This is a genomic window from Allobosea sp. (assembly GCF_035999205.1).
In the GTDB taxonomy this organism is placed as follows: Bacteria; Pseudomonadota; Alphaproteobacteria; order Rhizobiales; family Beijerinckiaceae; genus Allobosea.
Genome location: NZ_DASYHA010000008.1, coordinates 111422 through 127496 on the forward strand (window position 1 = coordinate 111422; position 16075 = coordinate 127496).

Consider the following 16075-nt stretch of genomic DNA (forward strand, 5'->3'; position numbering starts at 1 on the left):
CGCCGGCGCACAGGCCTAGGCTGCCACGCGGCGCGGGCACTTGCCGGCAAGTTTCGGGCCATTCGGCCGCGTTGTCGTCAGGGCGGTGGCGCCGAGCCGGCCGGCGAGCCTGCCTGACCGAAGGATAGGAAGGAAGCGCGTCGCCGGTCCAATAGGCTGTGGCTATGCGAGAGATAGATGACGCCGCGGCATCGGCCGCGGCGGCGAACCTCAGGGGAGCTCGAGGCGTCCCGTGCTCTCACCCCTCAAGGCGCCGTCCGGCGGCTCGTCGGGATGAGAGTTGCGGATTCTTGCCGGACTTCAGAGCTTCTTGCCGTCCTTGTCGTACTGCTTGAGGAAGGCGGTGAGGTCCTGGATTTCCTTGTCGTTCTTGATGCCGGCGAAGATCATCTTGGTGCCTGGGATCTTGGCCTTCGGATCCTTGATGTACTCGGCGAAGACGGCCTCGTCCCAGGTGATGCCGGAATTCTTGTTGGCGGCCGAGAAGCTGTAGCCCTCGACCGCGCCGGAATGACGCCCGAACAAACCGTTCAGCTGCGGGCCGACGAGGTTCCTGGCGCCTTCGCCGATCTGGTGGCAGGCGCGGCACTTGTTCCAGGAGCGCTCGCCGGCGGCGATGTCCTGGGCCAGCGCGGGCAGCGGAACGAACACGGGGGCGACCAGGGCGGTCAGGAGCACGATACGGGCAATGGCGTGCGGTGTCTTGGCGGGCATGGGATGTCCTTGCTGCGGCTGGGCCTTGGCGCCGCAGCGTCAAGGCCTCGAACTGGAATAATGCAACTTGAGGCTATGCCCATGAGCCAATTCGACGCGGCAGCCTCCGCGGCGTTCACGATCAGTCGAGCCGGCCGATCCAGTCAGCCACCGTGGAGGTGAAGGCGTCCGGCCGCGACACCGGAATGAGATGGCCGCCCGTGTCGAGCAGCGTCTTGCTGCAGCCGGGCAGGGCCGCGGCCAGCTCTTCCTGCAGGAAGGCCGGCACCACCATGTCGTCGCGCGCGCCCAGCACCAGGATCGGCATGGCGAGCGCCGCCGCCTGCGCCGAACCGTCGAAGGAGAGCAGCGCGTCGATGCGCTCGCGCATCACCGCCTTCGCCGATGCGGTGGTCGGCGCCGCCGCCAGGGCCCCTTCGAAAACATGCCAGTTCGCCTCGATCCAGGCTGGCGGATAGGCCCCCAGCACGGTACTGGCCGCAAAGGCCTGAGGATGACTGTCGAGGATATCGCGGCGCGCACCGAAATATCCGGCCATGTAGCGGCTTGGTTTCAGCCAGCTCCCGCTCAGGATCAGCCCCTCGACGCGTTGTGGGGCCTGCCGCGCCAGCGACTGCGCGATGCAGCCGCCGGTCGAATGGCCGAGCACCACGGCGCTGTCGGCGCCTGCCCCGTCGAGCACGCCGAGGCAGTCGCGAGCGAGTTCGTCGATGCTGCAGGCGGCCTTGCCGCGCGTGCTGGCTTCGATGCCGCGCTGGTCGAAGCGGATCACGCGAAAGGAACGCGCCAGAGTCGTGGCGATGTTTTTCCAGAAGCCGGCGGTGCCGCTGAGCCCGCTGACCAGCAGCAGGGTCCGCCCCCGCCCTTCGATGAAGGCCTGCAGGGTCGCGCCGTCGGCGGTGGTGATCTCGAAACTGGCCGGACCGGGGAGGTCGCTCTGGGTTTCGTTCATGGGCTATCCTCCCGTTGCAGCGCAGACGACACATTCGACCGCTGACGAGGGGAGGATGGCGCAGGCCGTGAGCGCCCGCCATGCCCGCAATGGCGGGGGCGAGACGCAGTCGGTGCAGGGCGGTTGCGCCGCTGCCGGAGCGTCATGCAGCGGCCGAGCGGAGCCCGTCTCGGCCTGTTCCCGCGGGTACAAATCGCATGGCCCGGCTACGTTAGCATGCCTTGACCTTACGGTACCGATCATGGGGAAGATGCGCTTCGAAGCGGAGGCAAGAGGGCGGAGGCCTCGATGATTGACGATGATGGCTGGATGATCGATCGGCGCGACCTGTTGGGGGCTATGTCGCTGTTCGGTGTGGCGGCTTTGCCCGCCGCTGGCCATGCACAGGCCCCGGCAGCTGGACCCGCTCCGGCGGGCCTTGTGACGGATCTGCGCGGCGATGCCGTTGCCGAACTCAGGGAAGCCAGACGTGCGCTTTCGACCAACGGGCCGGTCTTTGTCGGAGACCGTGTCGAGACTGGCGATGGCGCGCGGGCCGGTTTTCGGCTCGGACGCGCGACCGAGCTTCGTCTCGGCGAGAAATCCCGCATCACCATTGACCGATTCATCGTCGATGCCGGCGGCACCATCACGCTGGGCGCCGGTGCGCTGCTGTTCGACAAGGCACCGGGCAGCGAAGCTGGCGGGCTTCGCGTGCGCTCCTCCTACGGGCTGATCGCGGTGCGCGGCACGCGCTTCTTCGCCGGGCCGAGCAACGGCGTCTTCGGCGTTTTCGTCCTGCGCGGCGAGGTTTCAGTCTCGGCCGCGGGCCAGGAGGTGTCGCTTGCGGCCGGCGAAGGCACCGACATCGCGCGCCCCGGTGCCCCGCCGACGCCGGCTCGCGGCTGGGGCGACGCCCGTATCCGCGCGGCCATGGCGCTGGTGTCATAAGCCGATGGGCCATGCCGCCGTCGCCGCCATGCTGGGCGAAGCGCCGTTGTTCGCAGGGCTCTCGCCTGAGGCCTTGCTGGCCTGCGCCGGCGAGTTCCGCGAGCAGCGCTTCGAGCAGGGCCAGATGCTGTTCTCGCGCGGAGACCATGGCGATCAGCTCATCCTCGTCGGCGACGGGCGCATCCGGCTGGCCGTGACCACCGAGGACGGGCGTGAGCTCAGCGTTCGCCATGCCGTGCGCGGCGAACTTCTCGGCGAGATCGCGGTGCTCGACGGCGGCGAGCGCAGCGCCGACGCGGTCGCGCTGACGCCGGTCGTCGCCTATGGCCTCCGGCGGGCGGCGCTCGAGCAGCTCATCTCGCGCTATCCCGAATTGTCGACCGGGATCATCGCCTTCCTGTGCCGGCGCCTGCGCCAGACCACCGACCAGCTCGAAGGCATCGCGCTCTATTCGATCGAGGTCAGGCTGGCGCGCTTCCTGCTGGTCGGGCTGGGCGGGCGCAGGGCGCAGCCGGGCAAGCGCGTGCCGCTCGACATGGCGTTCTCGCAGGGTGAACTGGCGCAACTGCTCGGGGCCAGCCGGCCGAAGGTCAATGCCGCGCTGGGCTCGCTCGAACAGGCCGGCGCCATCCGCCGTACTGCGGACCGCATCTTCTGCGATCCCGATCTGTTGGCGACATGCGCCGGGATCGGCGATGGCTGAACGGCGGCGCCGGCTTTCCCCGCCCGTCCTGGCCGGTCTGCTGGCCGGGCTTGGCGTGCTGATGCTGGGGCTCGCCGCGCCCTCGGCCTGGCGAGAAACCCAGCGGGAGCGCGTCTTCGATCTGCTGCTCCGCAGTGTCGCCGGTTGGCGGGCAACGGCGCCTGAGACGAAGCTCGCGATCGTTGCGATCGACACCGCCAGCCTCGAGGCGGTCGGCCCCTGGCCCTGGCCGCGCGAGACGCTCGCGCGGCTGATCACCGCGGTGAACGGCGCCAAGCCGGCGGCCATCGCGCTCGACATCCTGCTGGCCGGCGAGGATACGCGCTCGCCGGCGGCGCTCGCCCGTCAACTCGCCACGGAGACTGGGCGTGCCGATCTCGGAGCGCTGGCGCAGACGCTCGTCGACGGCGACAAGGCGCTGGCGGAGGCCGTCGCAGCCGGCCCCGTCGCACTCGGCTGGGTCCTTGATCCGCGCGGGCGCGACGCGATCGCCGATGTGCCGGTGCTGACGCGCGACGGCGCGAAGCTCGGCCCGCTTTGGGGCGAGAACGGCGCGACAGGTCCGCCGCCGGCGCTGGCCTCCGAAGCCGCGGGGGCGGGCGCCTTGTCGCTGCCGGGCGACGAAGACGGGCTGGTCCGGCGCGTCCCCTTGTTCGTTACGGCCGGCGACGCCATTCGGCCCGGCCTAGCGCTTGAGGCAATCCGGCTTGCCTCGGGTGCTTCAGGATACCTCTTGTCGGGCGATCCGGCCCGCCTCGGCATTGGCGATCTGACACGATCGTTGCCGCGCGACGGCCTGCTTCGCCTGGCGCCCGCTGCGGCCGAGATTGCGACGCTGCGCGCGTCCGACTTCCTGCGTGGCGCGGCCGATCTCGGACCTCTGACGGGCGCGATCGTCTTCATCGGCGGCTTCGCCCCTGAACTCGGTGCGCTCAGGGCGAGCGCGCGCGATCCCCTCACGCCGTCGGCCGTGCTTCACGCCGATGCCGTCCGCCAGATCGCGGCCGGAATGATGCCGGTTCGGGCGGCGCATGGCTGGGCCTGGGAAGGTGCCGCCGCACTGCTGCTCATCCCGATTGCGATCGGCCTTGCCCGCAAACTGCGACCTGCCCCTGCTGCCGTGGCGGTGGCGGGGCTCCTGCTGACGCTGTTCTTCGGCGCCGCGCTGCTCGCCGCGCGGGATCTCCTGTTCGACCCCTCGCTCCCGGCAGCGGCCGGCGTAGCGGCCTTCCTCGCAACCTCGCTGGCCGCATTTTCGGAGACACGCCTGCGCGAGACGCGCTTGCGCCGCCGTTTCGAGCAGCATCTGGCGCCGGGCGTGGTCGAGCGCATCGTCGCCAATCCCGCGAGCCTCAAGCTCACCGGCGAGCGGCGCGAGATCACCGCCCTGTTCACTGATATCGAGGGTTTCACCCAGACGACGCGCGACATCGGGCCGGAACAACTGGTCAGCGTGCTCGACGGCTATTTCGACGGCGTCACCCGCATCATCGGGGAGCATGGCGGCATGGTCGACAAGTTCGTCGGCGATGCCGTGCATGCCTTCTTCAACGCGCCCTTCGATCTTCCCGACCACCCACGACGCGCCGTCGCCTGCGCCGTCGCGATCCTCGCCTGGACGGAGGCCTATCGGGCCGAGGGCCTCGCCGCGACGATCCGGCTCGGCCGCACCCGTCAGGGCATCGAGACCGGCTTTGCCATCGTCGGCGACGTCGGGGTCGGCGCGAAGCTCGACTACACCGCTCATGGCGACGCGGTGAACACGGCAGCGCGGTTGGAAGCCCTCAACAAGGATCTGGGCTCGTCGATCTGCATCGGGCCGTTGGCGGCCGAGCATTGCGGGCCGGACCATGTCCGCCCGCTCGCCCGTGTCGAACTCCGCGGCCTCGGCGAGGTCGAGGTTTTTGCGCCGAGGGAGGCTGGGTGATGCGGCTGTTCCCTGCGGGACAGCGGGTCCCGTCGCGTTCCGGCATTGTCACGACACGCGCTCTCCGGGCTCGCCCGATGAGCGGATCGATCAGTCAAAGGGAGTTGACGTCATGACCCAGCCCTCGATCCTCACCCGCCGAAGCCACCGCGTGACCGCTCGGTCGCTGACGGCGGCCGTCATGCTGGCTCTCGCCGCGGTCGGCAGCGCTCCTGCCGCCATCGCCCAGCCGGTCGTAGCGACGAAGCCCCCGGCGCTCGTTCCGCTCGAACAGGCCTTCATGAAGGCCGCGACCGACCTCTTCGCCAAAGTTCCCGCCAGCGCCGGCGAGATCACCATGGTGATCGACCCGCTGATCGACGGCGTCACCGGCATCCAGTCGGCCGCGACGCGCGGTTTCGACAAGCGCATCGCCGAACTCGTCGCCGAGCGCTACCCGCATGTGAAGGTGCTCGCCTTCACGCCGGAGAATGTCGCCAAGGCGCGCTTCGTCTTCATCGGCACCTTCAACACGATCAACAATGCCGGCCAGCCCGGCGGCGAAAAGGATGCCTTCTGGATCTGCTTCGCGCTGGTCGAGCGCGAGGCGAAGACGGTCTATGCCCGCAGCGTCTCCCGCTCTGTCGTCAACGACGTCGACATCGCGCCGGCCGCCTCCTACTCCGACAGCCCGGTCTGGGGCATGGACGCCGCCACCCGCGCCTATATCGAGGCCTGCCAGAAGTCGCAGCCAGGCACGCCCGTCTCTCCTGCCTATATCGACCAGCTCGGCGCCGCCGCCCGCATTCGCGAGGCGAGCGCGGCCTATGAGGCCGGAGACCACGCCAGGGCGCGCGATCTCTATCGTGAGGCGAAGGATCAGCCGGGTGGCGACCAGATCCGCGTGCTCAACGGGCTCTACCTTTCCTACGCGGCGCTGGGCGAGACCGGCCAGGCGGACCAGACCTTCGGCCAGATGGTCGAGCGCGGCTTCTCGCTCGGCCAGCTCGGAGTGAAGTTCCTGTTCGAGCCGAACTCGACCGCCTTCAATGCCGACCGCAAGCTCTCGGCGAGCTATCCCGTCTGGCTGCGCGAGATCGCCGCCCGCGCCACCAAGGCCGGCATCTGCCTCGACGTCGTCGGCCATGCCAGCCGCACCGGCTCCGAAGGGGTGAACGACCGCTTGTCCCGAGATCGTGCCGAGCGCATCGCCTCGCTGATGGCGACCCAGGCGCCGGGTATGTCGCAGCGCCTGCGCCCCTCCGGCGTCGGCTATCGCGAGGTCCTGGTCGGGCTGCCCCGCGACGACGCCAGTACGGCGGTCGATCGCCGCGTCGAATTCAAGACGACGCCCTGCGCATGACCGCCCGGCGCTCCTCCACGGCGCTCGCCGTCATCGTCATTGGCGCGGGCCTGACGCTGCAGGCTGCTCCGGCTGCTGCCCAGCCGAAACCCCAGGCCGGTTCGGCGTCCAGCGTCCCGTCCTTGAAACTGACCCCGCTGGCGCCGCCCAAGGACCCCGCCGTCGAGATGGCCGAGCGCATCGCCGCCACGACGGATCGTACGGCGCTGCTCGAACTCTTGGCAGCCGGCGTCGACAAGACGCGGATCGGAGCCCGGCTGGCGGCCCTGGGCTTCATCGATCTCGCTGCTGGAAGCACCCGGCTCTGGATCAAGCCGGGCTCGGGCGAGACCTTCCGTGACTGCGCGGACTGCCCGGAGCTCGTCCTCGTCCCCGAGGGCGATGTCCGCATGCAGCTCTCGACCGGCGCGACGCCGCGTATCGTCGAGGCCAGCCTGCCGCAGCCCTTCGCCGTCGGTCGCTTCGAGGTGACGCGGGCGCAGTATCGCGCCTTCATGCAGCAGTCCGGCCATGTCGTCGAACTCGGCTGCCATGTCCGCGCCCCGGTCTGGAAGCTCGACCCGACGCTGTCCTGGCAGGATCCCGGTTATCCGCAGACCGACGACGATCCCGTAGCCTGTGTCAGCTATGGCGATGCCAAGGCCTATGTCACCTGGCTTTCGAAGCGCACCGGTCAGCGCTACCGGCTCCTCAGCGACCCGGAATGGCATCATGTCGCGGCTGGCTCCGCCAGGGAGATGGCCGATCCGGCGCGGCTCTGCGCCATCGGCAATGGCGCCGACGAGACGGCGAGGCTCGCTCATCCCGGCTGGACCGCCGCGCCCTGCCGCGACGGCTTCCGGACCACCGCACCCGTAGGCAGATTTGCGCCGACCGCCTGGGGCTTGTCTGACCTTAGCGGCAACCTCTGGGAATGGGTCGATACCTGCCCGCCCGATCCGTCGGTGCCCGGCCAGCCCTTTCCACCGCCGATCTGCCGCGAGGAGGAGGGGCGCATTCTCCGGGGCGGCTCCTGGGCCGATCCGCCGGCGATGCGCACGCTCGATGCGAGGATCGTCAGCGAGCCCGGCATCCGCGATCAGGTCGCAGGTTTCCGCGTCGCCCGTGATCTCGGCAACTGATCGGCTCGCGCCTCAGGCGATCCCCGGCGTCGCCGGCGTGGCGCGCTTGCCGGCCCAGAGCCAGGCCGTCACGGCCGCGAGCAGCACGGCGCCGGCGATCTGGGCGCTGTGGAAGGGCAAGAACAGGCCGATGCCCGAGGCGAAGAGCAGGATGCGCTTGGGCAGGTCGAGCATGGCGACGAAATAGCCCTCGATTGCCGCGTTGAGGGCAAGCACGCCGAGCGCCACGGTCCCGGAGATGAGCAGGATCTGCCAGATCGGCCCCACCAGCAGCAGCGCTGGCTGGTACATGAAGACGAAGGGCAGGATGAAGGCGACCATCGCGATCCGGCAGGCGACGACCGCGATCATCACCGGATTGGCCTTGGCGATCGAGGCCGCAGCAAAGGCCGCGACCGCGACCGGCGGCGTGATCGCCGACATCGAGGCAATGTAGACGATGAAGAGATGAGCCGGCAGGACCTCGATCCCGAGTGTGATCAGCGCCGGCGCCGCCAGCACGGCGGACAGCGCATAGACGGCCGGCGTCGGCATGCCCATGCCAAGCACGATGATGACGAAGGCTGCGACGATGATGGTCAGGAACGGGCTGCCGCCGGCCATGTGAAACAGGCCCGAGCTGATCTTGCCAGTCAGGTCGGTCATCGACAGCGTGCCGACGACGAGCCCGGCGATGGCGCAGGCGACGCCGACACCGATCATGCCGCGCATGCCATCGCTGAAGCCGAAGAACAGCGTCTTGAACAGTTGCTTCGGGCTGCGGTCATGCCAGAGCGCGACCGGCACCAGCGACGCCACTGCGATGGCGCCGGCAAAGGCCGGACGGTTCAGGCTGAGCACGCCCCAGACCAACAGCCCGATCGGCACGAGATAGGCCCAGTTGCGCCTGAGCACGTCCAGGAGGGATGGCGCCTTGCCCTCCGACATCGGCTGCAAGCCGTCGCGATGCGCCTTGAAATGCACGGCGAGGAAAACCGACTGGTAGAACAGCAAGGCGGGGACCAGAGCCGCCAGGACGATCGTGGAATAGGGGATGCCGGTGAAGTCGGTCATCAGGAACGCGGCCGAGCCCATGATCGGCGGCAGGAGCCCGCCGCCGGCCGAGGCCGCGGATTCGATCGCCCCCGCATAGGTCCGGCTCATGCCGGTCTTGATCATCAGCGGGATGCTGAACGAGCCGGTGGTAACGACATCCGCCGTGGGCGAGCCCGAGATCGACCCGTAGAGCCCGGTCGAGACGACAGCAACCTTGCTGGCTCCGCCGACCTGCCGGCCGACCAGGCTGTTGGCGACATCATAGAAGAAGTCGGCACCGCCGACACGGTCGAGCAGAGAGCCGAAGATCACGAAGACGAAGACGAGGAAGGCCGCGACCTCGAGCGCCGGCCCGAACAGACCATTGGTCGAGAAGACCAGGTGATCGACGATCTCCTGCGAGCTGAAGCCGCGATGGGCGAAGGAGCCCGAGAGCTTGCTGCCGAAGATCGCATAGGCGAGGAAGGTTCCGACGAGCACGACGAGGATCATGCCGATGCAGCGCCGCGTCGCCTCCATCACCAGAGCGATCAGCACGATCGAAGCGATGATGTCGGCGCTCGACAGTTCGTCGATCATCGGCAGCCGCATCTCGTGCACCGGCTGCATCCAGATGAAATAGCCACAGGACAGGATCGACAGCACGACCAGCCCCCAGGCCAGCCAGGAGCGCCCGGTCTGCCGCAGCGGGTTGGCGGTCGTGGTCAGGAAGGCGAGCGAGAGCACTGCGCCCAGGAAGAGGAACAGCGCGATCTCGCGATTGACGTACCAGCCGAAGGAGATCGCCAGCAGCAGCGCGCCGGTGGCGACGCCGATGATGTGGACGGTCCATTGCTCGGGGGCGTCGAGCCGGCGCGATTGCCCGGGTGCGAGGATCTTCAGCAGGGAAGGCATCGGGCACCTCGCGACGGCGGCGGCGATCGGGTCAAGGCAGGGTGGCCGACGTCACTTCAGGACGCCAGCCTTCCGGAAGGCCATCTCGGCGCCGGGGTGAAGCGCCAGCGGCGCGACCTTGGTCAAGTCGACGGGCTCTAGCCGCGCCAGCGTGGCATGGGCCTGCTTGAGATAGTCGAAATGCTTCAGCATGCCGTCGACGATCGCGGCCGCGTCCTCGTTCTTCATCTCGGCGGCGGCGAACAGCACGACGCTGCCGGTGACGGTCGGGATTGCCTGCGGCTGGAACGGGTAGGTGCCGGCCGGGACGGTGATCGCAGCCGTGCCGAGCAATGTGCCGAGCTTGGCGCTGGCTTCCGCGCTGATGCCGAGCATCTTGACCTTCATTTCGCGGGTCGCGCTGTTGATCTGGCCGGATGGGAAGGCAAGCATGTTGATGATCACGTCGATCTGGCCGTTCTTCATCATCTCCAGGCCGGCATTGTAGTCGACATGGTGGATGCGGCCGCCCCAGCCCTCGATGTCCTTGGGCGTGATGCCATAGGCTTTGAAGACCTCCTCGCCGGTCACCGCCATCAGCGTGCCACGCTGGTTCAGCGCGATACGGACCGGCTTCTTGGCGGCGAGGATCGCCTCGAAGCTCTCGATGCCGGATTCCTCGCGGACCAGGATCTGCACCGCCGCCTGCGGATCGATCAGCGCGATCGCCTTGAGATTGGTGATCGGCGCCTTGAACGGGTCTTCGCCGGCCTGGGCGCGCTTGATCAGCTGTGCATGGGCAATGCCGAGCTCGACTTTGCCCGTCGAGACGAGTTGGATGTTGGCAGCCTCGCGGCCGGGCTCGTAGCCGAAGGCGGCGCCGGGCGATTCGCGCCGGATCGTCTCGCCGATCGCATTGCCGATGGCGCTCCAGGCGCCGCCGACCGAGCCGCCGGTCAGGGTGATCTTCTTGGTTGCAGCCGTCTGCGCCTGGGCGAGACTCGCGCCGAATGCGAGCGACGCCGCCATGATGGATGCGATAGCCAGTCTCTTCATGTTTGCCCTCCCAGGCATGTATCGAGAGATGGCCCGCATGACGGGCCTGAAAACCCATACCGTACCGGTCGCGCTGTGCGGCCGGCGATCTGCCGTAGCTGTCTGTCCCCTGCGGCTTCAAGCCGCTTCGTCGCATGAATGTCTTGTTGGTGGGGCAAGGCCCTTGCACTCCACGAGGGGAAGTTTGTTGGTGTGCATATGGCTTGTCAATGCTGGTTTCCGCCCAATCTCGCAGCGTGCAGCGCAGCAATTGCTTGCGAAATAAGCGCTGCAACCTTGGGTTATGGGTGTAAACCGACCGTGTTGCGCCGTTGATCTCAGATGGATGGCTTCGTGATCTATTCCTTGCTTGACAGCCTGCAGCTCGCTCCGCATCGTTGGTACACAAACGGTAAGAAAAACGGGCCAGCCATGCTATTCGCTCTCCATGGCGAAGCCCGCGCCAAGGCTGCGGGAGCGCGTGTCAGGGGCTGACCATGTATGACCGTTTCTCCACCGACCGGCTGATCGACCTCTGGTTGCGGGAGGATATCGGCGCCTGCGACCTGACCGTTCAGGTCATGATCGAGCCGACCGAGACGGGCTCCTTCCGGATGAATGCCCGCGAGCCGATGGCCCTGGCGGGCATCGAGGTCGCCGCTTCCGTGTTTCGCCGCTACGAGCCCAGGCTGTCGGTCAGGGTCGAGGCCGCCGATGGCGACCGGGTCGAGAAGGGCGCGACGCTGATCTGGGTCGAGGGCCCGGCCCAGGGCATCCTGACCGCCGAGCGCACCGCGCTTAACATCGTCCAGCGTCTGTCGGGCATCGCGACCGAGACCGCGCGCTATGTCGACATCATCAAGGGCACCTCGGCCCGCCTGATCGACACCCGCAAGACCACGCCCGGCCTGCGCATGCTGGAGAAGCACGCGGTCGCCTGCGGGGGCGGCCTCAACCACCGCCTCGGCCTCGATAACGGCGTGATGATCAAGGACAACCATATCGCTGTCTGCGGCGGCATCGCCCAGGCGGTCGAGCGCGCCCGTCGCAAGCTGCCCGTGCTGACCAAGATCGAGGTCGAGTGCGACCGGCTGGAGCAGGTCCGCGACGCCGTCGCGGCCGGCGCCGACGTCATCATGCTCGACAACATGCCGGTCCCGGAGATGAAGGAAGCCGTCGCCTATGTCGCCGGCCGGGCTAAGGTCGAAGCTTCCGGCGGCATCCGCTACGAGACCATCCGCGCCATTGCCGAAACGGGCGTCGACTACATCTCGACCAGCAAGATCACCCAGTCGGCGCCCGCCGTCGACATCGGCCTCGACGAGGCCTGAACGGACATAAAGCGATGCGGCCCGGTATTCTCTTCGTCGTGGTCGGCCCGAGCGGGGTCGGCAAGGACACGCTGATCGACGGAGCCCGTGCCGCGCTGAGCGCCGATCCGCGTTTCGTCTTCGCCCGACGCCTGATCACCCGCCCGGCCGACGCCGGCGGCGAGGATCACGAGGCGATCTCGGAGGAGGCGCTGCTCGCGCTCGGGCGCGACGGCGGGCTGCTCGCGACCTGGGGCGCGCATGGCCTGCGCTACGGCCTGCCGATATCCCTGCGGGACGATCTTCTGGCCGGCCGCCATGTCGTCGCCAATGGCTCGCGCGGCGTGCTGAAGGACCTGGCGGCGACCGTGCCGCGCATGATCGTGCTCTCGATCACGGCCTCGCCCGATGTCGTGGCCAGGCGCCTCGCCGGGCGCGGCCGCGAGAGCGCCGAGGAGATCGCGCTGCGTCTCGCCCGCGCCGCACCCGACCTCTCGGACGCGCTCGAAGTCCTGACCGTCACCAATGACGGCGCCCCTGACGAGGGGATCGAACAGCTTCTCTCGGTGATCGACGCGGCGACGCGCCGCCTCGTCCTGAAGCCGTTGCCGATCGACGGCTGGCGCGACAGCATCGTCTATCTGCCGGCCGACGGCATCCTCGGCGTCGAGGAGTTCGACGGCCCCGGCAAGGTCGATCTCGCTGGCGGCGGCCGCAGCATCCGCGCCCGGGTCAACGTCGTCGACGCGGGCACGCTGCTCGCGCCTCACGAGATCGGCCTCTCCCGCGAGGCCTTCGCCACGCTGGGCTTGCCCGCCGGGAGCGAGGTCTCGCTGACGCGTACGCCGCCGCAGCGCAGCCGCGACGCCCTGCGCGCCAAGGTCCAGGGCCGCGAGCTCGATGCCGACGATTACGAGACGGTTTTGCGCGACATCGTCGAGGGGCGCTATCCCGACAGCGAGATCGCGGCCTTCCTTGTCGCAGCGACGCGCTCGCTCAGCGACGCCGAGGTCGGGGCGCTGGCGAGCGTGCGGGCCGGCTTCTCGACGCCGCTGCGCTGGGACGAGCCGATCGTCGTCGACAAGCATTCGATGGGTGGCATCCCCGGCAGCCGCATCACCCTGATCGTCGCGCCGATCGTCGCGGCCCATGGCCTCGCCATGCCCAAGACCTCGTCGCGGGCGATCACCTCGGCCGCCGGTACGGCGGATGCGATGGAGGTGCTGGCCAAGGTCGATCTCACCGTCGACGACGTCCGCCGCACGGTCGAGCAGGCCCGCGCCTGCATCGCCTGGAACGGGCGTCTCAACCACTCGGCCGTCGACGACGTGATGAACGCGATCACGCGCCCGCTTGGCATCGATTCCAACCGCTGGTCGGTCGCATCGATCATCTCGAAGAAGCTGACCGCAGGCTCGACCCATGTCGCCGTCGACCTGCCCTATGGTCGCCGGGCGAAACTGCGCAGCGAGGCGGAAGCGCGGGAGCTTGCGGCGCTGTTCGAGACGGTCGGGCGCTCGGTCGGCCTGCATGTCGAGGCGGTCGCGACCTGCGGTGCCGGCCCGATCGGCCGCGGCATCGGCCCGGCGCTCGAGGTGCGTGACGTGCTCTGGGTGCTCGAAGGCCACGAGCAGGCTCCGGCCGATCTGCGCGAGAAGGCGCTCGCCTTCGCCGGTCGCATCCTGTCCTGGGATCCCGCAATCGCGACGCAGGAACGCGGCCGCGCGCGGGCTGCCGAGCTTCTCGCCTCCGGCGCGGCGCGTCAGGCCCTCGATGGCATCGTCGCCGCGCAGGGGCGGCGCGAGATCGTGCCGAAGCCGGCGGCGCTGACGCATACGGTGAGAGCAAGCTGCCCCGGCCGGATCGGCGAGATCGACGGTTGGTGCATCGCCGGCATCGCGCGGCGCGCCGGTGCGCCTTTCGACAAGGGCGCGGGCATCGACCTCTTGCGCGGCGTCGGCGACGACGTCACGGCCGGCGAGGGGCTCTTCACCATCCATGCCTCAGCCGGGCCGGACCTGGAAGCGGCGGTCGCGATGGCGGCGCAGGACGACGGCTTCGTGCTGGCACGCTGAGGCTCGCGGCTTCGCCGCTTGACCGGGATGCCGGCGCGGTTCTCCGGTTGATGAGCAGCCTCTCAGGCTGCAACCTCAGGGCCGCGGCATCTTCAACGGGTCGATCGAGATCGCCCGTTTCAGCGTCCGCAGGCCGAAAGTCGTGCGGGTCTGCCGAATGCCGCGGATGCGGTAGAGCGTCTCGCGCAGGAAGCGCTCGTAATGGTCGGTGCCGCTGACCACGACCTTGATCAGGTAGTCGTATTCGCCGGTCACGAGATAGGCCTCCACGACCTCGGGAATCCGCGTCAGTGCCTCGCCGAAATGATCGAGGATCTTGTCGTCATGCTTGTCGAGCGTGATCTCGACGAAGACGACGTTGTTGAAGCCGAGCACCGCCTGGTCGAGCACGGCGACGTATTTCTCGATCGCGCCGCTCTCCTCCAGCCGCTTGACCCGCGTCCAGCAGGGCGAGGGTGAAAGACCGACCTTCTCCGCCAGCGCGTTGGTGGTCAGCCGGCCGTCCTCCTGCAGGGCGGAGAGAATCCGCAAATCGGTCTGATCGGGCTCGTCCGATCGCTTGGGTCGCGGAGTCACGGCAAATCATCCTGCACAAATTCAGTTTGGCAGAATCTATTTCTGCTGACGGTTCCGGGCGCAACCAATTTCGAGAGAAATCTTTTCGGTAGCCGGGCTAGCTTGAGGTCAAGAGGGAGGTGCCAGCCATGCCGTCCGGCATGCGCAAGACCAAGCCCCGGGGAACGACGATACGGCTTGCCGTCCGGGCCGGACGGCGGAATGCTGGGGAGCCAAGGCGATGCCTGTGGGAAGACTGGAGCGCGGTCATGACGTCTGACACTCCCCTTCGCTTTCATGTGCCGGAGCCGGCGAGCCGCCCCGGCGACAAGCCCGACTTCTCCAATGTGGTGATCCCGAAGGCCGGTACGGTCCAGCGCCCGCCCGTCGATGTCGATCCCAAGGAGATCCGCGATCTCGCCTATTCGATCATCCGCGTGCTCAACAGCGAGGGCGAGGCGGTCGGTCCCTGGGTACCGGATCTCTCGAAGGAGGATCTGATCCGGGGGCTGCGCCACATGATGACGCTGCGCTCGTTCGACGCCCGCATGCAGATGGCCCAGCGCCAGGGCAAGACCTCGTTCTACATGCAGCACACCGGCGAGGAGGCGGTGAGCTGTGCCTTCCGCATCGCGCTCGAGCCGGGCGACATGAACTTCCCGACCTATCGCCAGGCCGGGCTCCTGATCGCCGACGAATACCCGCTCGTCGACATGATGTGCCAGATCTACTCCAACGAGCGCGACCCGCTGAAGGGCCGACAGCTCCCGGTGATGTATTCGTCGAAGCAGCACGGCTTCTTCTCGATCTCGGGCAATCTCGCGACGCAGTTCGTGCAGGCGGTCGGCTGGGCCATGGCTTCGGCGATCAAGCAGGACACGCGCATCGCTGCCGCCTGGGTCGGCGATGGCTCGACGGCGGAATCGGACTTCCACGCCGCGCTCGTCTTCGCCTCGACCTACAAGGCGCCCGTCGTCCTCAACGTCGTCAACAACCAGTGGGCGATCTCGACCTTCCAGGGCATCGCCCGCGGCGGCTCCGGCACCTTCGCGGCCAGGGGGCTCGGCTTCGGCATTCCGGCGCTCAGGGTCGACGGCAACGACTACCTCGCGACCTATGCGGTGGCGCAATGGGCGATCGAGCGCGCCCGCCGCAATCTCGGTCCCACCCTCGTCGAATACGTCACCTACCGGGCCGGCGCGCATTCGACCTCGGACGATCCGTCGGCCTACCGGCCCAAGCACGAATCCGATGGCTGGCCGCTGGGCGATCCGGTGGTCAGGCTGAAGGAGCATCTCATTGCCGTCGGTGCCTGGTCGGAGGAGCGGCACAAGCAGGCCGAGGCCGAGGTGCTGGCGACCGTGATCGCCGCGCAGAAGGAAGCCGAGGGCTTTGGCACCCTGCATGCCGGCGGCAAGCCTTCGGCGCGCGACATGTTCGAGGGCGTCTATGCCGAGCTGCCGCCGCATCTGCGCCGGCAGCGCCAGCAGCTCGGAGTCTGAC

13 protein-coding genes are annotated in these 16075 nt (G+C 68.4%); 8 read left to right on the plus strand and 5 right to left on the minus strand.

The window, feature by feature from the left end; genetic code table 11:
- Positions 1-300 precede the first annotated feature (300 nt).
- Together VGN82_RS01715 and VGN82_RS01720 are read right to left on the minus strand one after the other, a co-directional pair.
- Positions 301-714 (minus strand): c-type cytochrome, encoded by a 414-nt coding sequence (locus VGN82_RS01715; protein ID WP_327525250.1) that lies wholly within the window; start codon positions 712-714, stop codon positions 301-303.
- A 121-nt stretch (positions 715-835) separates the two neighbouring features.
- On the minus strand, positions 836-1666 hold the full coding sequence (locus tag VGN82_RS01720) for an alpha/beta fold hydrolase (protein WP_327525251.1): 831 nt from the start codon (positions 1664-1666) through the stop codon (positions 836-838).
- Between the two features lie 288 nt (positions 1667-1954).
- On the opposite strand from VGN82_RS01720, the gene VGN82_RS01725 reads away from it, so the two are divergent.
- The 5 genes from VGN82_RS01725 to VGN82_RS01745 all read left to right on the plus strand — a co-directional run bounded on the left by VGN82_RS01725 (position 1955) and on the right by VGN82_RS01745 (position 7689).
- Complete coding sequence (locus VGN82_RS01725; RefSeq protein ID WP_327525252.1) at positions 1955-2596, plus strand: FecR family protein; 642 nt, start codon at positions 1955-1957, stop codon at positions 2594-2596.
- Between the two features lie 4 nt (positions 2597-2600).
- Positions 2601-3299, plus strand: coding sequence for a Crp/Fnr family transcriptional regulator (locus VGN82_RS01730; protein ID WP_327525253.1), 699 nt, complete (start codon positions 2601-2603; stop codon positions 3297-3299).
- A complete protein-coding gene (locus VGN82_RS01735) occupies positions 3292-5226 on the plus strand; it encodes a CHASE2 domain-containing protein (protein WP_327525254.1) in 1935 nt (644 codons plus the stop codon). The genes VGN82_RS01730 and VGN82_RS01735 overlap by 8 nt, the downstream gene beginning before the upstream one ends.
- Before the next feature lie 112 nt (positions 5227-5338).
- Positions 5339-6568: an OmpA family protein gene (locus tag VGN82_RS01740; RefSeq protein WP_327525255.1), complete on the plus strand. Its 1230-nt coding sequence runs from the start codon at positions 5339-5341 to the stop codon at positions 6566-6568.
- Entirely contained in the window at positions 6565-7689 is a 1125-nt protein-coding gene (locus VGN82_RS01745) for a formylglycine-generating enzyme family protein (protein WP_327525256.1), read from the plus strand. Before VGN82_RS01740 ends, VGN82_RS01745 begins: the two co-directional genes overlap by 4 nt.
- A gap of 12 nt (positions 7690-7701) precedes the next feature.
- Here VGN82_RS01745 and VGN82_RS01750 read toward each other — a convergent pair whose 3' ends face one another.
- Together VGN82_RS01750 and VGN82_RS01755 are read right to left on the minus strand one after the other, a co-directional pair.
- A complete protein-coding gene (locus tag VGN82_RS01750; RefSeq protein WP_327525257.1) occupies positions 7702-9618 on the minus strand; it encodes a TRAP transporter permease in 1917 nt (638 codons plus the stop codon).
- A gap of 51 nt (positions 9619-9669) precedes the next feature.
- Positions 9670-10653: a TAXI family TRAP transporter solute-binding subunit gene (locus VGN82_RS01755; RefSeq protein WP_327525258.1), complete on the minus strand. Its 984-nt coding sequence runs from the start codon at positions 10651-10653 to the stop codon at positions 9670-9672.
- 476 nt (positions 10654-11129) lie between these two features.
- Here VGN82_RS01755 and nadC point away from each other — a divergent pair, with 476 nt between their 5' ends.
- Both nadC and phnN read left to right on the plus strand, forming a co-directional pair.
- Entirely contained in the window at positions 11130-11963 is an 834-nt protein-coding gene (gene nadC / locus VGN82_RS01760; protein ID WP_327525259.1) for a carboxylating nicotinate-nucleotide diphosphorylase, read from the plus strand.
- 14 nt (positions 11964-11977) lie between these two features.
- Positions 11978-14017: a phosphonate metabolism protein/1,5-bisphosphokinase (PRPP-forming) PhnN gene (gene phnN, locus VGN82_RS01765; protein ID WP_327525260.1), complete on the plus strand. Its 2040-nt coding sequence runs from the start codon at positions 11978-11980 to the stop codon at positions 14015-14017.
- Between the two features lie 75 nt (positions 14018-14092).
- On the opposite strand, the gene VGN82_RS01770 is transcribed toward phnN, so the two are convergent.
- Entirely contained in the window at positions 14093-14593 is a 501-nt protein-coding gene (locus VGN82_RS01770; protein WP_327525261.1) for an Lrp/AsnC family transcriptional regulator, read from the minus strand.
- Between the two features lie 248 nt (positions 14594-14841).
- Here VGN82_RS01770 and VGN82_RS01775 point away from each other — a divergent pair, with 248 nt between their 5' ends.
- Positions 14842-16074: a 3-methyl-2-oxobutanoate dehydrogenase (2-methylpropanoyl-transferring) subunit alpha gene (locus VGN82_RS01775; RefSeq protein ID WP_327525262.1), complete on the plus strand. Its 1233-nt coding sequence runs from the start codon at positions 14842-14844 to the stop codon at positions 16072-16074.
- The last annotated feature ends 1 nt before the right edge of the window (position 16075 follow it).

Coding starts and splice junctions, on each gene's coding strand:
- VGN82_RS01715 (WP_327525250.1), bottom strand. CDS start 714: ATGCCCGCCAAGACACCGCACGCCATTGCCCGTATCGTGCTCCTGACC.
- VGN82_RS01720 (WP_327525251.1), bottom strand. CDS start 1,666: ATGAACGAAACCCAGAGCGACCTCCCCGGTCCGGCCAGTTTCGAGATC.
- VGN82_RS01725 (WP_327525252.1), top strand. CDS start 1,955: ATGATTGACGATGATGGCTGGATGATCGATCGGCGCGACCTGTTGGGG.
- VGN82_RS01730 (WP_327525253.1), top strand. CDS start 2,601: ATGGGCCATGCCGCCGTCGCCGCCATGCTGGGCGAAGCGCCGTTGTTC.
- VGN82_RS01735 (WP_327525254.1), top strand. CDS start 3,292: ATGGCTGAACGGCGGCGCCGGCTTTCCCCGCCCGTCCTGGCCGGTCTG.
- VGN82_RS01740 (WP_327525255.1), top strand. CDS start 5,339: ATGACCCAGCCCTCGATCCTCACCCGCCGAAGCCACCGCGTGACCGCT.
- VGN82_RS01745 (WP_327525256.1), top strand. CDS start 6,565: ATGACCGCCCGGCGCTCCTCCACGGCGCTCGCCGTCATCGTCATTGGC.
- VGN82_RS01750 (WP_327525257.1), bottom strand. CDS start 9,618: ATGCCTTCCCTGCTGAAGATCCTCGCACCCGGGCAATCGCGCCGGCTC.
- VGN82_RS01755 (WP_327525258.1), bottom strand. CDS start 10,653: ATGAAGAGACTGGCTATCGCATCCATCATGGCGGCGTCGCTCGCATTC.
- nadC (WP_327525259.1), top strand. CDS start 11,130: ATGTATGACCGTTTCTCCACCGACCGGCTGATCGACCTCTGGTTGCGG.
- phnN (WP_327525260.1), top strand. CDS start 11,978: ATGCGGCCCGGTATTCTCTTCGTCGTGGTCGGCCCGAGCGGGGTCGGC.
- VGN82_RS01775 (WP_327525262.1), top strand. CDS start 14,842: ATGACGTCTGACACTCCCCTTCGCTTTCATGTGCCGGAGCCGGCGAGC.